Source organism: Lentilactobacillus sp. SPB1-3, from assembly GCF_026913205.2.
Taxonomy (GTDB): Bacteria; Bacillota; Bacilli; order Lactobacillales; family Lactobacillaceae; genus Lentilactobacillus; species Lentilactobacillus terminaliae.
Genome location: NZ_CP168151.1, coordinates 1,490,945 through 1,509,374, shown reverse-complemented (window position 1 = coordinate 1,509,374; position 18,430 = coordinate 1,490,945). Strand labels below are relative to the sequence as shown.

Here is an 18,430-nt window from a genome sequence, read left to right as displayed (position 1 = left end):
GTGGGAGTTATTTATTTAAGGAGGAATCATAATGTTAAAAGGAACTATTAAAAGTTATAGTGAAAAAAATGCATTTGGATTTATTGATCAGGATGACGATGACGCCGATTTATTCTTTTTCAAGGACGCGGTTCGACCAGAACAAATTAATGAAATCGCTCCAGGAAAACGAGTAGAGTTTGTGACTGCTCCAGGTAAAAAAGGCCCTCAAGGTGCTAAAATTAGCATCGTTGAAGACGAAGCTTAGTCTGGAATTGCATTAAACGTTCATTCTATGTAGAATGGTTTTAACGATGAAAATAGGTGATTTTTGTGAATTTTGAAGAAAAAGTACTTTCAACTGAAGAAATATATGATGGAGCCATCATAAACGTGGAACGTCAAACTGTTGAATTGCCTGATGGTCAAACTAGCCATCGAGAAATTGTACGGCATGCTAAAGCAGTAGGGATTCTAGCCATTAATGATCAAGATGAAATGATTCTTGAAAAGCAGTGGCGGGCACCGGTAGCTAAAACAGTTCTTGAAATTCCAGCTGGTAAGGTTGATGAACGTGACGAAGCTGACTTAAAACACGCTGTTTATCGAGAATTGAACGAAGAAATTCGCTTAGTTCCAGATCACGTAGAAAAGTTATGTGGATTTTATTCATCAGTTGGCTTTAGTGATGAATTCATGGAATTATATCTTGCATCTGGGTTAAAACCAGTTGATGACGAATTACCACGAGACAAGGGAGAATTCTTAGAATTATCCACCGTGTCTTTAGAAACTGCATTAGCGATGATCAAAACTGGCGAAATTGAAGATGCCAAAACCATCACGGCTATTCTTTATTGGCAGATGCTTAAACAAAAGTAGGTGATCAACGTGAACAATGAACCAGATGAACCAGAAAAATTAACCAGAGAACAATATCGGAAATTAAAAGACGGCAAGCGTCCAAGTCAAGATGATTCAGGCACTGAGGACAATCAGGTAATTGATGAACCAAAGACTGGACGATTAAAAAAAGATAGTAATGAAAAGTCTGCTGACGCAGATTACAAAACTCCGCGTTGGCATCGAATCAACCGTCGATTGAATATTTCAATGGCTGTTTTAGTGGCTTTGATTATTATCGTCTATTTAATTTTAATTTTTATAAACTAGGAGATTATCATGACATACGGAATTATTTGTGCAATGGGTGAAGAACTGGCCATACTACAAGGCAAACTTGAAAATGAAGCAAGCAAAAAGGTTGGCCACACTGAATTCTTCGAAGGAACTATCGCTGACCAACCTGTTGTGATCGTTCAATCAGGAATTGGAAAAGTTCAAGCCGCAATTACCGCGTCTATCTTAATCAACGATTTTAATGTCGATGCATTGATTAATTCTGGCTCTGCCGGTGGCATTGGCGAGGGATTATCAGTTGGAGAAGTAGTTGTTTCTTCTCAAACGGCATACCATGATGTTGACGTGACTGCTTCAAACTATGAAGTTGGTCAATTACCAGGACTACCTGCACGTTTCGACGCTGATGAAGAACTAGTTGATGAAATCATGGCTGCTGCCAAAGAAAGCGGCATGAAGTCTCAACGTGGTTTGATTGTGTCTGGAGATCAATTCATCGCCGATTCACAAAAAATTGCTACCATTAAAAAGAACTTTCCTGACGCGCTTTGTTGCGAAATGGAAGGTGCTGCGATTGGACAAGTGGCTTATGAAAATAACATTCCTTACGCAGTTATTCGTGCAATGTCTGACGTTGGTGATGAAAACGCGGACCAATCGTTTGATGAATTTATCATCGACGCCGGAAAACGTTCAGGCCAAATGTTGATTAATTTATTTGAGGATCAAGCATCGAGGAAGTGAAAAAAGATGGAAGAAATATATTTAGATAATGCTGCAACTACTAAGTTGTCAGATGAAGTCTATGCTGAGATGATGGACAAGTATAAGAACGTCTATGGCAATGCCTCCACACTTTACGGATTAGGTCGTGAGGCTAAGTCAGTTATGGAAACATCTCGGGAAACAATTGCTAATAGTATTAATGCAGCACCTGATGAAATCATCTTTACTAGTGGTGGTTCTGAAAGTGATAATACTGCAATTACACAAACAGCTCTCGCACGAAAAAAAGACGGTAATCACATCATTACCACTGCTATCGAGCATGAAGCCGTGTTGCAACCTATGCACGCTTTGGAGGAACAAGGTTTCGAAGTAACTTATTTGCCAGTTGATGAGAACGGCAATATTTCATTGGATGATTTTAAGGCTGCTTTGACTGATGATACGATTTTAGTTTCAATCATGATGGGTAATAATGAAGTTGGTTCTGTGATGCCGATTCATGAAATCGGTGAAATATTGAAGGATCATCAAGCATGGTTCCACACTGATGCGGTTCAAGCTTATGGACTTTTAGATATTGATGTCAAACGAGATCATATTGATTTGTTATCTACATCTGCTCACAAAATTAATGGTCCTAAGATGATTGGATTCCTCTACAAAAATTCAGGTGTTAACTTCCCAAGTTTTGTAAAGGGTGGCCAACAAGAAGATAAACGTAGAGCTGGAACTGAAAATGTTCCTGCCATCGCTGGTTTTGCAAAGGCCGTTGAGACGATTACCGCAGCTGAAAAGCAACATCGTCAAGAAAAGTACTACGGATTCAAGCAGTACATTCTTGATCAGCTTAAGGACAAGGGTGTTCAATTTAAGGTTAATGGTGAAGTTAAACCAGATAATTTAAACCATGTGTTGAACATCTGGCTTGAGGGAGTCTCAACTTACGTTATGCAGACTAACCTCGACCTTGCAGGGATTGCTGTCTCAGGTGGATCTGCATGTACTGCTGGTAGTATTGAGCCTTCGCATGTTCTAGTAGCAATGTTTGGTGAAGACAGTCCTAGAATTGGTGAATCAATCAGAATTAGTTTTGGCCGCTATACAACCAAAGAAGATTTAACAAAATTAGTCGATACGATCGCAAGTGTAATCAGTCGACTAGAAGCAAGAGGAGTGAAGAAATAATGGCATTCGTAAATGAAGTTACGGTTCAGGGCGATTCTACTACTTATGAGATCGCATCAACGATTAAAAAGTTTACCCTTAAAGATATGGGGTTTGTAGAAACAAAAAATGGTAATTATTCATTGGAACGGTCACTAGATCCAACATCTCCATATAACGCATCGTATAAGTTAAAAATCATGATCGATAAAGACCTTACCGGTTTCAAGATGTCTACTACTACAGGTAATGGGTTGGCAAAGGTCAATATTTTTAAAAGCGATGATACTAAAGATAGCGTCGAACAATTTAGATTTGTTATGAAAAATTTGATTGATCGCGGCGTTTTTAAAGTTAAATAACTAAGAAAAAACGAGCTGTTGCCAAAAGCAACAACCCGTTTTTTTGATACGTAAAACTGTATTTTTTTCTGTCCTATTGACAGCATTAGCGTTTCACATTAGAATCATATTAAAAAATAATTAGAGGAAGCTTTATTTGGAGGTATTTTTATGGCTAAGGCACAACCAGCGTCAGAAATCGACTGGACCAATCTTGGATTTGATTATATGGACTTACCATATCGTTACCTTGCACATTTTAAGGATGGCAAGTGGGATGATGGTAAGTTAACTGAAGATAGCACCTTACATATCAGTGAAGGCTCAACTGCCTTACACTATGGCCAAGCCGATTTTGAAGGTTTGAAAGCATATCGAACGAAAACTGGTTCAATCCAACTATTTCGTCCGGATCAAAATGCTAAGAGAATGCAAAATAGCTGTGAAAGACTGTTAATGCCTGCGTTTCCTGAAGATAAGTTTGTTGATGCAGCCAAACAAGTAGTGAAAGCTAATGCTGACTACGTTCCTCCATACGGTACTGGTGGTACTTTGTATTTGCGACCATTGATGATCGGAGTTGGTGGTAACATCGGCGTACATGCTGCCGATGAATATTTCTTTACTATCTTTGCCATGCCAGTGGGTGCTTATTACAAGGGTGGTATGGTACCAACGAAGTACGTTACTTCAAATTATGATCGGGCTGCTCATCACGGTACTGGTCAATCAAAAGTCGGTGGCAATTACGCTGCCAGCTTGCTTCCAGGGGCTGAGGCTCATAAAGCTGGTTATTCTGACGTGATTTATCTCGATCCAATTAATCATCAAACAATTGAAGAAGTCGGTTCAGCCAACTTCTTTGGAATCACTAAAGATGATGAATTTATTACACCAAAATCACCATCGATTTTGCCAAGTATTACCAAATTTTCTCTTCTCTGGCTTGCAGAACATCGTCTTGGCCTGAAAGCATCACAAGGAGTCGTTGACGTCGACGACTTAGATAAGTTTAAAGAAGCAGGGGCCTGCGGTACGGCTGCCGTTATTTCACCAATTGGCAGTTTAACTCACAATGGTGAAAAACATGTCTTCTACAGTGAGACAGAGGTGGGACCATTAACTAAGAAATTATATGATGAATTGACCGGCATTCAGTTTGGGGATGTTGAAGCTCCTGAAGGTTGGATTCAAGAAGTTGAGGTTTAATCAGCACAGTTTCAATACAATATTTTCCGAATTTGAGAGGTTATTCAGAGTTACTTACTAAAAGTGTGGAATTTACTTTCAATTTGAGTTATTATAAACGTTACTGGAAATTACGACCTTCAACTCGTGGATTCTCCAGAATCTATATTGAAATGATGGTGGTTTTAATGCAAGACAACAGTCAAACTCGAGTCGTTGTTGGAATGAGTGGTGGCGTCGACTCTTCAGTCGTCGCTCATCAGTTAAAACAACAAGGATACGACGTGATTGGCGTTTTCATGAAGAACTGGGACGATACTGACGAAAATGGTTTCTGTACGGCTACTGAAGATTATAAAGATGTAGCTAAAGTTGCCAATGAAATCGGCATCCCATACTATTCTGTTAACTTCGAAAAGGAGTATTGGGACCGTGTGTTCACATACTTCCTCGACGAATACAAGAAAGGCAGAACTCCAGATCCAGATGTTATCTGTAATAAGGAGATCAAGTTCAAGGCATTCTTAGATTATGCCATTGAATTAGGTGCCGATTACATTGCAACTGGACACTATGCTCAATTAACTCGGGATGAGGATGGTCATAATCATTTGCTTCGTTCAACTGATATGAACAAGGACCAAACTTACTTCCTAAGTCAATTGTCTGCTGATCAACTTGATCGCGTTATGTTCCCAATTGGTAACATGACTAAGCCTGAGGTTCGTAAGATTGCTAAGGAAGCTGGATTAGCAACTGCTGAGAAAAAGGATTCCGTTGGAATTTGTTTTATCGGTGAGAAGAACTTTAGAGAGTTCTTAGGCAACTATCTACCTGCTACACCAGGGAAGATGGTTACAGTTGATGGTGAAGTGAAGGGCGAGCATGCTGGCCTGATGTATTACACTATTGGTCAACGTAAGGGTCTAGGAATCGGTGGCGATGGGATTGATAATCAACCTTGGTTCGTCGTTGGTAAAGACTTAAAGAAGAATATTCTTTATGTTGGTAAGGGATACGAGAACGAGTTGTTATATGCGGATTACCTGGATGCCTCAGATATTCATTGGGTTAATACCCTTGATCGAGGTCAAGATTTCCACTGTACAGCTAAGTTCCGTTATCGCCAAAAGGATCAGGGAGTTACTGTTCACATCAGTGATGATGGTAAGACGGTTCGAGTTGACTTTGACGAGCCAGTTCGTGCAATTACTCCTGGTCAAGCAGTTGTCTTCTACGATGGTCAAGAGTGTTTAGGCTCAGCTATCATTGATGCTGCATACAAGGATCAAAAGGAACTTCAATACGTTTAATAACTAATTAGTGAGCCATGACGATTTGTCAGGCTCACTTTTTATTTACCTAAAAATTAACTTTGAGGATTCTTTTGAAAATATAATCAAGTCCTGTCATAATGGTAAGGAGATAAATTTGGAGGCAACGTTTTGACAAGACTATATTTTGTGCGCCACGGAAAAACTGAATGGAATCTAGAGAGTAGATATCAAGGATCCGGTGGCGATTCACCACTCTTAGCGCAAAGCTATGAAGAGATGAAGCAGTTAGCAAATCATTTTTATGATACTGATTTTGCACATATCTTTGCTAGCCCAATCAAAAGAGCACGGATCACAGCTGAAACGATTGCTGCGCACTTAAAAAAGCAACCACAGATTAGTTTATTATCAAGGTTGGCAGAATTTAATCTGGGTAAAATGGAAGGAATGAAATTCGTGGATGTTGAATCACAATATCCAGAAGAATTCATAAATTTTAGAAATCATCCAGATAAATATGATCCTACTAAAATCGGTGGTGAATCGTACCAAGATGTAATTAACCGGATGACTCCCGCAATCATGCAAATTGTGAAGGACTATCCAACGGAGAATGTCATGATAGTTAGTCACGGTGCCGCCCTGAATGCTGAAATGAACCATCTGTTAGGAGCGAACTTACCTGATCTTAAAAAACGTGGCGGGTTAGCGAATACAAGTACTACGATAATTGAAACTGTAAATGATGGTCAGTCATTTGAATTAATTAGTTGGAATGACACAAGTTATTTGAATCGACAGATTGATAAGACTGATATTGTGTAGGTGAAAATGATGGAAAATGATGATAAAAAAATAAATGACTTACAAAAAAAGAACCAAGAAAATCAACGTAAGTACATGAAGACTAGAGACCAAGAAGAGGCTAAGGCCAAGCAGCTAGTTCACGAATTAGTCGTCAAAATTGATAAAAATCCAGATGATTATCATAACTACTATGAACTGGCCACAGTTTTAGTTGAAGGTAAGGACTATCAGCAGGCTGAAGAGTTACTGATGAAAGCTCTTGGACTGTTTTCAGAGTCTGATCAATCTGTGACTGATTTGTTGAAATACGGTTTGGGTAACGTTTATTACGCTGCCGAAGAATACGATAAAGCAATCGAAATTTTTCAAACAATTGTCGATCCACAGCTAAAAGTCAAGGCATATGTCATGCTGGCACAAAGCTATATGGCTAAGGGAGACAATAAGCGAGCCATGGTGTTTGCCCTCACTGCTCAAAGTGAATCTAGGGATGATCCAGAAGTGAACAAATTAATCGGTGATAATTTATTATCATTAGGTAATTTTCAACAAGCTGGCGAATTCTATGATTTGGCATTAAAAGTTGATGCCAATAATGGCCAAATTAATTTTGATCGTGGAATAGTAGCTTTGGTAAATGATGAAAATTATCAAGAATATTTTGAAAAAGCAAAAAAATTTGATCCTGATTACTATGAAAAGGGTCAACAGAGATTACAGGATATTGAGAAATTTATCCAGTTGAACAAAAACTCTGATTCTAAAAAGAATGATCAAGAATAAATAGGAGAGTTCCGGTGGCTGAATCATTAGACTTATTTGACAATCCAAATGAAGAAAAATTCGTTGACGGGCAATTAAAGGCCGTCTTTTTCGCTAGTGATGATAGTTTTTATAAAGTTATCTTAGTTCACGTGACTAATACGAATGTTTCACTACCAGATGACGAGGTGGTAGTCACTGGTAACTTTGGCGATTTAATTGAAGACAATCCATATCATTTCACTGGTCGAGTAGTTAATCATCCCAAATATGGTCAACAGTTTCAGGCTGCCAACTATACTAATCTTGCTAAAACAACTCGAACTGGAGTGGTTAAGTATTTGTCTGGCGATAAATTTCCAGGAGTTGGTGAGAAGACCGCCGAAAAAATCGTGGATATTTTAGGTTCCGATGCTTTAACTAAGATTGATCGCGATCCTTCAATATTGGATGAGGTCGGGCTGAGCAATAAACTCAAAAAAGTCATTTCAGAAAATCTCGAATTGAGTGATAATCTTGAAAATATCATTATCGGCTTAAATAGTTATGGATTTTCCAATCAGTTGAGCTCAGCTATTTATGAAAAGTATCGTGGAGATGCTCTGTCTATTATTGCTGAGAACCCATATCGATTGGTTAGTGACATTCCCTCAATTGGTTTCAAACGAGCAGACGGGATTGCTTTAGAAAATGGCTTCAAGATTGATTCAGCGGAAAGAATTGTTGCTGGTTTAATGTATGCAATCGATCAATTATGTGTTAAAAATGGTGATACGTACACGACAACTGGACCGTTATTAAATGAAACATCAAGATTGTTAGAATCTAGTGGCCAAGGAAAAATTGAAGCAGATAAAATTGCTAATGGTTTGGTGGAACTAGCTAAGAGTAACCAGATAATCGGTGAGGCAGATAGAATCTTCCCTGCTAATCTATATAAAGCTGAGTTCCAAATTGCTGAACATCTGCAAAGAGTCATTGAAAATAATGATGAAGTGGCTTTTACTGATGCACAAATCGAAAAAGAATTACGAAAAGTAGAGCGAAAATACGATATTAACTATGATCAATCCCAAACGGATGCGATTACTGATGCCATCAAATCGCCTGTGTTTGTGCTTACTGGTGGGCCAGGTACTGGTAAAACAACTATCATCAATGGAATTGTTAATACATTCTGTGCATTAAATGATTATTCAATGGACATTAATCAATACAAAGACAAACCATTTCCCGTTATTTTGGCGGCTCCTACTGGAAGAGCGGCCAAGCACATGACCGATAGTACAGGATTACCTGCCAGCACGATTCATCGACTACTGGGCTTGAACCGATCAGATAATGAGCAAGCCTCAGCCACCAAAGATATTGATGGTGAGCTTTTGATTATTGATGAAATGTCGATGGTTGATACTTATCTATTCAAAATGCTAGTTAGTGCAGTCCCTAATCACATGAAAATTATTTTAGTGGGTGATCAAGATCAATTGCCTTCAGTTGGACCGGGCCAAGTCTTTCATGATTTATTAGAGGCTAAGGCCGTTCCATACATGAAACTAGATACGATTTACCGACAGGATGCTAACTCATCGATTATTTCTTTAGCTCATGAAATTCATCAGGGACAATTACCAGATGATTTTACAGATAATCAAAGAGACAGATCATTTATTCCTTGTGATGAAAATCAAATTGCCTCAGTTGTGCAACAAGTAACACAACGAGCTAAGGGCAAAGGATTTAGTAAGATGGATGTTCAAGTTTTGGCACCAATGTATCGAGGCCGAGCAGGAATCGACAAGTTAAATGACATGATTCAAGAGGTTTGGCAAAATGATGGCTCAACTAAATCGGTAACTATTCGTCAGCATACTTATCGAATTGGCGATAAAGTGTTACAACTAGAAAACAACCCTGAAAAAAATGTTTTCAATGGTGATATTGGAATGATTGTTTCCATGAAGCAGGCTAAGGACGAAGATTCGCCTTCCCAAATCACCATCGACTACGATGATATTGAAGTGACGTATCAAAGAAACGAATGGCTGCAATTTACGTTGGCCTACTGTACTTCAATTCATAAGGCTCAGGGTAGTGAATTTCAAATGGTAATCTTGCCATTAGTTCATCAATTTAGTCGCATGTTACAACGAAATCTGTTGTACACGGCTGTTACAAGAGCTAGTGACTTTCTGATTTTAGTTGGCGAACAATCAGCATATCAACAGTGTGTAAATACAATCTCGGCAAACCGTAAGACATGCTTAGTTGAACGATTGCGAAGTGTGATTCTCGGCCAATCCGGTCCTAGTACAGCTGATGGCGAATCAGTGAGTCAAACAGATGTTAATGATCACGAAGACGTCCAAAGCAACCAACCAACTGAACCAGTAAATGATGGTATTTTAACTATGAAACTGATTCAAGAAAATGCAGTGGATCCTATGATCGGTATGAAAAATTTAAAACCAGCTGATTTTTTACCAGCGGATAGGTAATTAAAAACTCAAATTTTATTAATTTTTATGTTATGATTTTTATAAACAACAACTCTGGAGGCAATTATGACGGCAGACAACGCGCGACCAAAAATCAAATTATTTTCTCTTAACTCCAATCGTGAGCTAGCTGAAAAAATCAGTAAAGCAGTTGGAGTTCCTTTAAGCAAATCAACAGTTAAAAAATTTAGTGATGATGAAATTAAAATTAGTGTCGATGAAAGTATTCGTGGAACTGAAGTGTATGTTATTCAATCTATTTCAGATCCAGTAAATACTAATTTGATGGAATTATTAATTATGGTTGACGCTCTTCGAAGAGCCTCAGCTGGATCAATCAACGTGGTAATTCCATATTATGGTTATTCACGTGCTGACCGTAAGGCGCGTTCACGTGAACCAATTACTGCTAAATTATTGTCATCATTTTTAGAAATGGATGGGGTAGATCGGGTCATTACATTAGATCTACATGCTGATCAAATTCAGGGATTCTTCGATATACCGGTTGACCATTTAAGAGCCGCCAGACTTTTAGCTAGCTTCTTTGAAGCAAATCATGGTAAAAATGACTTGGTGATTATTTCTCCTGATCATGCCAGTGTGTCTAGAGCAAGAACCATTGCTGAGCTATTGAATGCACCAATCGCTATTATCGATAATCGTTCTCCAGAAGATGCTACTACAATTCCTGAAGCAGTTATTGGGGACGTTGAAGGCAAGCGGGCAATTATTGTTGACGATATGATCGATACTGCCATTAAAACTCAAATTGCATCTGAAACATTAAAGAACAATGGTGCCAAAGAAATTTATGCATTAGCTACGCATGCTATTTTCTCTGGGGATGCTGTTAAGAGATTAGAGGAAGCACCAATCGAAAAAGTGATCGTTACTGATTCAATTAAGCTTAAAGATGACCGAAAGTTTGATAAACTTGAAGTGGTTTCTGTTGACCAATTGTTTGGAGAAGCCATTAAATTAATTCATAACCAACAGTCAGTAGGCAAATTGTTTGGTAGATAAATCTTAACTTGAAAGGTGATATGTAATGTATATGTACAAAGCAAGTGAAGACAGATACGATAAAATGGTAGTTAGAAGAGCTGGTAATTCTGGTTTACAACTGCCAGCATTGTCATTTGGTATGTGGCACAGTTTTGGTGACGATGCCAACTTTGGTGATAGTGAGAAAGTTATGCTTGAAGCATTTGATAAGGGAATTTTTAGTTATGACTTAGCTTACAACTATGGTCCTGGATCAGGTGCCGCTGAAAGAATGTTTGGTGATGTTTATAAGGCAAATTTGAAGCCATACCGTGATGAATTAGTCATCACTACTAAGGCTGGTTTCAATATGTGGCCTGGACCATACGGTAATTTTTCTTCACGGAAAACATTAATTAACGCAATTGACGGTAGTTTGCAAAGAATGGGATTGGACTACGTTGATATTTTTTACAGTCATCGATTTGATCCTGATACAAATCTTGCTGAAACTGCTGATGCGTTGAATGATATTGTCAGATCGGGTAAGGCTTTGTATGTTGGAATTTCCAATTACGATCACAAACAGACTGAAGAAATCATTAAGTATTTCAAGGAACTTCATACACCATTTGTTGTTAACCAAGCATCTTATAATATGTTGAACCGGACAGTTGAAGATGATGGACTATTAAATGTTTTAAAGGATAATGACAATGCGTTGGTTGCATACGGACCATTAGCTGAAGGATTATTGACTGACAAATATCTAAAGGGTATTCCTGACGATGTTAAACTTCATTGGAGTAATAATTTCGTAGTTGATAAGGGTAAAGATGAAGTTGTTGCAAAACTTAATGAGTTAAATGAACTGGCTCAAAATAGAAATCAGACTTTAGCACAAATGAGTGTTGCTTGGTTACTTCACGATCAAGTTGTTGCTAGCATTGTGACTGGAGCTTCTAAGGTTGAACATTTATTGGACAACTTAAAAGCTTTAGATAATCTTGATTTCACTCAAGATGAGTTAGATAAAATTGATTCAATAGTTAAATAATTAATTGCTAAATAAAAGCATTAAATGGATTCTCTCCGTTTAGTGCTTTTATTTGTTATAATCGAGGTAATTAAGAATGATTGGATGGATATAAGCGATGGCAAAAAAGGTGACAATTACTGATCTGGCCAAACTTGCAGGAGTATCTGTAACGACGGTCTCGCAAATTTTAAATGGTAAAGAGGAACGGTTCAGTAAGAAAACAATCGATAAAGTTAATTCGCTTCAAAAACAATTAGGATATGTGCCTGATTTTAATGCGCAGAGCCTAATTAGAAAATCAGGAAAAACCATCGGTGTTTTAGTGCCGAATCTTGGTAATCCATTTTTTAGTCGCTTCTTAAGGGGTGTCGAAGAAGAGGCAATTAAAGCGGACTATGTACCTTTGATCTTTGGGTCCGATAACAATGCTCAACTTGAATCACGTCATTTATTTGAAGCAATCAGAAGAGCTGCAGATGGAATCATCATCGCTTCTGCTGTTTCTGATTTGAATTATATTGATAAAGTTCTAAGTCAAAACCAAATTCCTTACATGTTGATTGATCAAGCCCCTGTTCATGAAAGTGATATGGTCGATGTGAATAATTATCATGGTGGTGAGATGTTAGCCGAGCATTTGATTAAAAACGGCCATCAGAGGATTGTAATCGTATCCGCTAATAATCCCACTAGAAACATGAAAGAACGTCTACAAGGCTTCTTAGATACGTATCAGAAGCATCAAATAATAATTGACCCTGAACAGATAATTACTACTGAGTTAACTAAAAAAGGTGGTTATGACACTACTGAAGCAGTTCTAGCTAAAAAGCCAACAGCAATCTTTGCAATTAACGATGAGTTAGCGTTAGGATTATATCGTGGACTTGGTGAGTCTGGGTTATCTATTCCGGATGATATTTCAATCGTTGGTTACGATGATATTGACTTAAGTGAGTACTTCACTCCTAAGTTAACTACGGTTCATCAACCAGCTTTTGAAATGGGAACTACCGCTACTCAATTGATCATTAATCGAATTGAGAACGAGGGAATTGATAACCAAAAAATTGCTTTACCAATTTCACTGATTGATCGTGATAGCGTTAGAAACATTAATTAGTTGATGGGACTTTGTAGCTGTAAGATATTTTTAATATGAAGAAGTTTCATTAATTAAAATATTATCGAGGAGTTGTCAAAAATGACAAACAAAGTAGTTGTACTGGGAAGTTTAAACGTTGATACGACTTTACATATTGTTCAAATGCCAAAGCCTGGAGAAACCATTAGTGCTAGTTCAAAGACCAATTCAGCTGGCGGTAAGGGTGCTAATCAAGCGGTTGCTGCTGTCCGTTCAGGTGCTGAAACCAGTTTTATTGGTCAAGTTGGTGATGATGACCTAGGTAGTTTTATGGTCGATGCTTTATCTGGTAATAAAATTGATACCAAAGAGATCGATAAAATTTCTGAAGAGGGGACGGGTTCTGCCGTTATTCTTCTAGATAAGAATGGTCAAAATTGTATCATGGTTTATGGTGGTGCTAACCAAGCCATTAAGCCAAGCAAAATTGATAAAGCAGAAGAATTGATTGCTAGTGCGGATATCTTGATTGCCCAATTTGAAACTCCTCAAGATGTAACTCTGCATGCTTTTGAAATTGCCAAGGAGCACGGTGTTACCACGATTTTAAATCCTGCACCTGCCACTAAGATAATTGATGGATTATTGGCAGTGACTGACTTAATTGTTCCTAATGAGACAGAGAGTGCTACTTTGACCGACATTCCAGTAACCGACGTTGATTCTATGGACAAGAACGCTACTCGCTTTGCTGAAATGGGAATTGATAACTTAATTATCACTGTTGGTGATCGTGGGGCATACTATCATACTAAAGACGATAGTGGCTTCGTTAAGGCCTTTAAAGTCAAAGCAGTGGACACTACAGCTGCTGGTGACACATTTATTGGTGCATTTAGTTCCCAAATCAATAAGGATCTATCAAATATTGAGCAAGCTTTGATTTATGCCCAAAAGGCTTCTTCCATCACTGTTCAAAGGGCTGGGGCATTGCCTTCAATTCCTACAAGTAAAGAAATCGATGCAGAATACAAATAAACGATTGATTTGTTGATTCGGATTTGCTATGATACCTTTCGTTGGTAAATATTAGATTAACAAAAAAAGGTTTAAGTGTTATATTCAACTTGGGTTGATATTTTAATCACTTAAAGGGGTTTTAGCTATGAGTAACAAGTTAGAAATTCTTGAAGAGTTTAAACAAGCGGAATTAAAGTTAAATCAATTAAAAAGCAGTGAAACGACTACTACAAGTAATCCTTCAGATGATACTGTCGTGATTCAACCAAAGTTCGGCGAAGAAATGAAAGTATTAAATGATAAGTGTGCACATTTGAGCATGGTTATCGAAGCAATGAATGCTTCTGAAGATTAGTTTGCTGGTACAAAGTAGACGAATCGTTAACAAAAAGGTCTCAATCATTCTGATTGAGACCTTTTTGTGTGTAATAAATTAAGTGTTTAAAAGTAAGGAGTTTGTAAAGCCATTGCGACATTCCAATTGATATGAATTCTTCCTCTTAATGGTTCTATCCACTCAGGAGGAAATGAAACTGGGGCGTATAACAGTGATCCTAACATCGAAGTTATTGAAGCGATAGTATCGGCATCATTCCCGAGATTAACGGCCTTTTTGACGGCTGATACATATTTTTCTGAATTCATCAAACACCAAAAGACTGAATTAAGTGTGTCTATTATGTAACCTGAGCTTTGCACCTCGGCACTTTGTTTCCTGTAGTGTGTAGGATTATCCATCTGGTCAAAGTATTTAATTTCTTCATTAAATACAGGAATATTTTCATAGTAGTCTAAGACTTCACGAATGGACTTTAACATCGCATATTTGTTAGGACTTAAGATAACTGTAGTAGTGACGTTAACTAAGACTGCGGTTGCGATTATAGATCTGGGATGGCGATGAGTGAGTGACGAAAACTGTTCGCAAATTTTCGCTACTTGTTGATTGAATTTGTATGTGGGAAATTGAGACAACAAATAAAATGCTAATGGCATGACCCGCATTAGTGTGCCATTGCCATTATCGTATTCTTGATCACCACCACATTTTTCGGGTGGTACTCCGTGTTTGTATCGTTCAATGGCATTCTTAGTTGTTTCGCCAATATCAAAAGATTCGCCAAATGGAGTATAGTCACCAAAGTCATACCATTGACGATATCGCATCATCATATCATTTAAGTTAAAACCGTTTGATAAACTGGCCAGCGTGGCTAAGGTTAACGAAGTGTCATCGGACCAAGTTCCCTTTGGCACATTAAAATCCCCATACCCAGTCATTTGGGTTATGGGATTTTTTAATAATGTTTGTCGATCAGAAAATTGTACGGGTACGCCAAGAGCATCACCGATTGCGACGGCAATGGTGGCCTGAAGTAATAGGTAACTGGTTGAGTACATATATGAATACCTCGATGTTATTGGAATTTGGTTAGTTAACCCAAAATGAGTAGGTAGAGGTCTCAAACTTAATGTTAAATGACTGACTGGATGATTCTTCACCATCAATTTGACCAAATCGGTTCCCGTCAGTGATAATTGTAAAGCTTTTTTTGGATAAATGGGTAACAAATTTTAGTTTCAGGTGTCGCTTTGCTAATAAGTTAATAATGAATATAATAATTTGACGCACAGAAGGCTTTTCAATTAAGACCAGATCCAGCGAATTTTTGCTTGGAGAGGCGGTGGGGACAATATTAACTCCGCCACCAAAATAAGGGATATTAGTTACAGTTATTAAGAACCCTTTAGTGAATTCTCTCACAAATTGGTTGTTTTCGCCATAATATACCTCTGTTTTAACTGGTTTGAAAGTTCGAATTACATTAAGTGCGGCAAAAATATAGCTAAATTTGCCTAAAATAGGGTTGCGTTTGATGATTGAGTGGTTAGCATTGTGCACTATAGTTGCATCCAAACCGATTCCGAAATTGTTGATGAAATAGCCAGTGCTGCCTTCGTTTAGATTGTTGTACTTTCCAACGACTAATGGCTTCGGTGATTTTACAGAAAGAATCTGTTGAATAGCAGTTTTCCAATTGTCAGATATTTTTAATGCGCGAGCAAAATCATTCCCTGATCCAATGGGAAGAAAAGCAATGGGCACTTGAGTTGGGGATGGATGAGATTCATAAAACTCTTTGCATCCGTTTAAAACTTCGTGTAACGTACCATCGCCACCAGTAGCAACAATTACTAGTTCATTATTTAATCTATCGTTAGCTGCACTTAAAATGCGTTTCGTGATTTGAATAGCATCCCCAACAAAGTTTGTTTTGGTACAGCGATATTCAATGTTTAACTGGTTCAATTGCTCAACAATTTTTGGCCAGAGTTTGCGGACATTACCTCCGCCAGCAGCTTCGTTCACGATGAAGACGAAATGTTTAGGCATTACTTATCTCCTAATAATTAATTATATGTATTAAAATAGCCTGAATCTTTGTTAGATTCAAGCCACATGTTACCTATTATTTATCGCTCGTAATTAGCATTGGCAGAATCATTGGACGACGTTCAGTTTTTTCATAAAGAAATTCCTGAAGCTCATCAATCACTGCGTTTCTAATAGTTGATTCAGTAGCTTTCTTCGAACGCATGGCCTTCCGAATGGTTTTGAAAACTAGTCGGCGACCTTCATCTAGTAGTTCACCTGATTCTCTCATGTACACGAACCCACGAGACAAGATATCAGGACCTGATTGAATTTCTTGATTCTTTAAATTAATTGTTGAGACGACAACCACAATTCCTTCTTCAGAAAGTAGTTGGCGATCACGCAAGACAATATTACCAATGTCACCAATTCCGCTACCGTCGATGTAAACATCACCGGCCTGAAAGTGACCAGCTAATCTGGCGTTATCTTTGGATAGTGCTAAAACATCACCATTTTCCATGATAAAACTATGATCTAGTGGGACACCACATTGCTCAGCTAATTCTGTATGGATTTTAAGCATTCTGTATTCACCATGGATAGGCATGAAGAACTTAGGTTTCATTAGCCGAAGCATTAACTTTTGTTCTTCTTGACCACCATGTCCAGAAGTATGAATGTTATTAACTTTTCCATGAATTACATTGGCGCCGGCTTCTTCAAGCTTGTTAATTACACTGTTAACGCTAGTTGTGTTACCAGGAATTGGGTTACTTGAAAAGATTACGGTGTCACCAGGTTGAATTGATATTTGGCGGTGAGTTCCGTTAGCAATTCTTGAAAGAGCAGCCATGGGTTCACCCTGTGATCCAGTACAAAGAATCATGGTTTTATTGGCTGGTAAAGATTGTAGTTCGTTGGCATCAACGAAAGCATCATCAGGAATATCCAAATATCCTAATTCACGACCGTTGACAATGGCAGCTTCCATACTACGACCAAAAACAGCTATTTTTCTGCCATGAGCAAGTGCATTGTCACAGGCAGTTTTAATTCGGGAGATGTTAGAAGCGAAAGTTGCAAAGATAATGCGATCTTCCATTTGATCAAAAATATGTGCAACCGAGTTGGCCACCCATTTTTCTGACTTGGTCCAGACAGGGCGTTCAGCATTTGTACTATCTGACATCAAGCACAAAACGCCTTCTTCACCAAGTCTAGCCATTTCTTGTAAATTTGGAGCTTGGTTAGTCACTGGAGTTAAGTCAAACTTAAAATCACCAGTTTCTACGATTACCCCAACTGGAGTATGAACTGCGATTCCCAAAGTGTCAGGAATTGAGTGGGTTGTTCTAAAAAATGATACGCTAGTTTTTCTAAATTTAAGAACAGTACTTTCAGTGATTTCGTGAAGTTCAGCGCTACTTAATAAGCCATGTTCATCTAGTTTATTTTTGATAAGAGCCATAGCCAATGGACCAGCATATATTGGAACATTCAGTGCCTTCAATAAATAAGGTACTCCACCAATATGATCTTCGTGACCATGGGTAATTACCAAAGCCTTGATCTTATCTTTGTTATCTACGATATATTGGTAGTCAGGAATTACATAATCGACACCTAAGAGTTCATCTTCCGGAAACTTGATCCCAGCATCAATCAAGATGATTTCATCTTGAAATTGAATTCCATATGTGTTTTTACCAATTTCTCCTAAACCACCAACGCCGTAAATAGCTGCTTCGTTATTTTTGACGTTTAGTTTTTTCATTATTTATTGAACTCCGTTAATTTAAATTCGGGATTTTCTTGTTCGTATTCTAAGTGTTTACCTGTCAATGGTTCGATGAATTCGATGTTGTAATTAGTGTTGTCTTCAACTAATTGACGGGCTGTTACTTCAGTATCAGCTTCAAGGTAAAGACTTTGAGTGTTTTCTCGACTAGGGTTTTCGTTTTCCTGAGGTTGGTATAATACTTTAAAAATCATTAAAAAAGCTCCTTTAAAATTTATTCTGTTTTTTTAAGAAATC

General features: G+C 37.9%; 20 protein-coding genes. 16 read left to right on the top strand and 4 right to left on the bottom strand.

All coding sequences use genetic code 11. The annotated features are described in order from the left end of the window. Positions 1–31 precede the first annotated feature (31 nt). The 16 genes from O0236_RS07965 to O0236_RS07890 all read left to right on the top strand — a co-directional run bounded on the left by O0236_RS07965 (position 32) and on the right by O0236_RS07890 (position 14,370). A complete protein-coding gene (locus tag O0236_RS07965) occupies positions 32–247 on the top strand; it encodes a cold shock domain-containing protein (RefSeq protein ID WP_268913792.1) in 216 nt (71 codons plus the stop codon). 65 nt (positions 248–312) lie between these two features. Continuing rightward, a complete protein-coding gene (locus O0236_RS07960) occupies positions 313–861 on the top strand; it encodes an NUDIX domain-containing protein (RefSeq protein ID WP_268913793.1) in 549 nt (182 codons plus the stop codon). 9 nt (positions 862–870) lie between these two features. Next, a complete protein-coding gene (locus tag O0236_RS07955; RefSeq protein WP_268913794.1) occupies positions 871–1,152 on the top strand; it encodes a hypothetical protein in 282 nt (93 codons plus the stop codon). Between the two features lie 9 nt (positions 1,153–1,161). Next, complete coding sequence (locus O0236_RS07950; RefSeq protein ID WP_268913795.1) at positions 1,162–1,863, top strand: 5'-methylthioadenosine/adenosylhomocysteine nucleosidase; 702 nt, start codon at positions 1,162–1,164, stop codon at positions 1,861–1,863. Positions 1,864–1,869: 6 nt separating this feature from the next. Continuing rightward, positions 1,870–3,033 carry a cysteine desulfurase family protein gene (locus O0236_RS07945; protein ID WP_268913796.1) on the top strand — a complete coding sequence of 388 codons (1,164 nt, stop codon included), beginning with the start codon at positions 1,870–1,872 and terminating at the stop codon, positions 3,031–3,033. Next, entirely contained in the window at positions 3,033–3,374 is a 342-nt protein-coding gene (locus tag O0236_RS07940; protein ID WP_268913797.1) for a DUF1831 domain-containing protein, read from the top strand. Before O0236_RS07945 ends, O0236_RS07940 begins: the two co-directional genes overlap by 1 nt. Positions 3,375–3,524: 150 nt before the next feature. Next, the gene (locus O0236_RS07935; RefSeq protein ID WP_268913798.1) at positions 3,525–4,562 is read left to right on the top strand and encodes a branched-chain amino acid aminotransferase; all 1,038 of its coding nucleotides are present in this window, start codon (positions 3,525–3,527) and stop codon (positions 4,560–4,562) included. Positions 4,563–4,729: 167 nt separating this feature from the next. After that, entirely contained in the window at positions 4,730–5,854 is a 1,125-nt protein-coding gene (gene mnmA / locus O0236_RS07930) for a tRNA 2-thiouridine(34) synthase MnmA (RefSeq protein WP_268913799.1), read from the top strand. Positions 5,855–5,986: 132 nt separating this feature from the next. Further along, positions 5,987–6,643: a histidine phosphatase family protein gene (locus O0236_RS07925; RefSeq protein WP_268913801.1), complete on the top strand. Its 657-nt coding sequence runs from the start codon at positions 5,987–5,989 to the stop codon at positions 6,641–6,643. A gap of 9 nt (positions 6,644–6,652) precedes the next feature. Then, positions 6,653–7,408: a tetratricopeptide repeat protein gene (locus O0236_RS07920; protein ID WP_268913802.1), complete on the top strand. Its 756-nt coding sequence runs from the start codon at positions 6,653–6,655 to the stop codon at positions 7,406–7,408. Between the two features lie 14 nt (positions 7,409–7,422). Next, entirely contained in the window at positions 7,423–9,885 is a 2,463-nt protein-coding gene (locus O0236_RS07915; protein ID WP_268913803.1) for an ATP-dependent RecD-like DNA helicase, read from the top strand. 66 nt (positions 9,886–9,951) lie between these two features. Next, positions 9,952–10,911, top strand: coding sequence for a ribose-phosphate diphosphokinase (locus O0236_RS07910; RefSeq protein WP_268913805.1), 960 nt, complete (start codon positions 9,952–9,954; stop codon positions 10,909–10,911). Between the two features lie 31 nt (positions 10,912–10,942). Then, positions 10,943–11,929: an aldo/keto reductase gene (locus O0236_RS07905; RefSeq protein ID WP_268913861.1), complete on the top strand. Its 987-nt coding sequence runs from the start codon at positions 10,943–10,945 to the stop codon at positions 11,927–11,929. Between the two features lie 97 nt (positions 11,930–12,026). Then, positions 12,027–13,034 (top strand): ribose utilization transcriptional repressor RbsR, encoded by a 1,008-nt coding sequence (gene rbsR / locus O0236_RS07900; protein ID WP_268913806.1) that lies wholly within the window; start codon positions 12,027–12,029, stop codon positions 13,032–13,034. Between the two features lie 81 nt (positions 13,035–13,115). Further along, complete coding sequence (rbsK, locus tag O0236_RS07895; protein WP_268913807.1) at positions 13,116–14,033, top strand: ribokinase; 918 nt, start codon at positions 13,116–13,118, stop codon at positions 14,031–14,033. 127 nt (positions 14,034–14,160) lie between these two features. Next, the gene (locus tag O0236_RS07890; RefSeq protein ID WP_268913808.1) at positions 14,161–14,370 is read left to right on the top strand and encodes a hypothetical protein; all 210 of its coding nucleotides are present in this window, start codon (positions 14,161–14,163) and stop codon (positions 14,368–14,370) included. Between the two features lie 86 nt (positions 14,371–14,456). Here the strand turns inward: O0236_RS07890 and O0236_RS07885 are convergent, their stop codons facing one another. From O0236_RS07885 to O0236_RS07870, 4 genes are all read right to left on the bottom strand, one after another. Further along, positions 14,457–15,416, bottom strand: a complete 960-nt coding sequence (locus tag O0236_RS07885) for an ADP-ribosylglycohydrolase family protein (protein ID WP_268913809.1) — start codon at positions 15,414–15,416, stop codon at positions 14,457–14,459. Between the two features lie 31 nt (positions 15,417–15,447). After that, positions 15,448–16,410 carry a diacylglycerol/lipid kinase family protein gene (locus O0236_RS07880; protein WP_268913810.1) on the bottom strand — a complete coding sequence of 321 codons (963 nt, stop codon included), beginning with the start codon at positions 16,408–16,410 and terminating at the stop codon, positions 15,448–15,450. A 76-nt stretch (positions 16,411–16,486) separates the two neighbouring features. Beyond that, positions 16,487–18,169, bottom strand: coding sequence for a ribonuclease J1 (gene rnjA / locus O0236_RS07875; protein ID WP_268913811.1), 1,683 nt, complete (start codon positions 18,167–18,169; stop codon positions 16,487–16,489). Further along, positions 18,169–18,387: a DNA-directed RNA polymerase subunit epsilon gene (locus O0236_RS07870; RefSeq protein WP_268913812.1), complete on the bottom strand. Its 219-nt coding sequence runs from the start codon at positions 18,385–18,387 to the stop codon at positions 18,169–18,171. The genes rnjA and O0236_RS07870 overlap by 1 nt, the downstream gene beginning before the upstream one ends. Between the last annotated feature and the right edge of the window lie 43 nt (positions 18,388–18,430).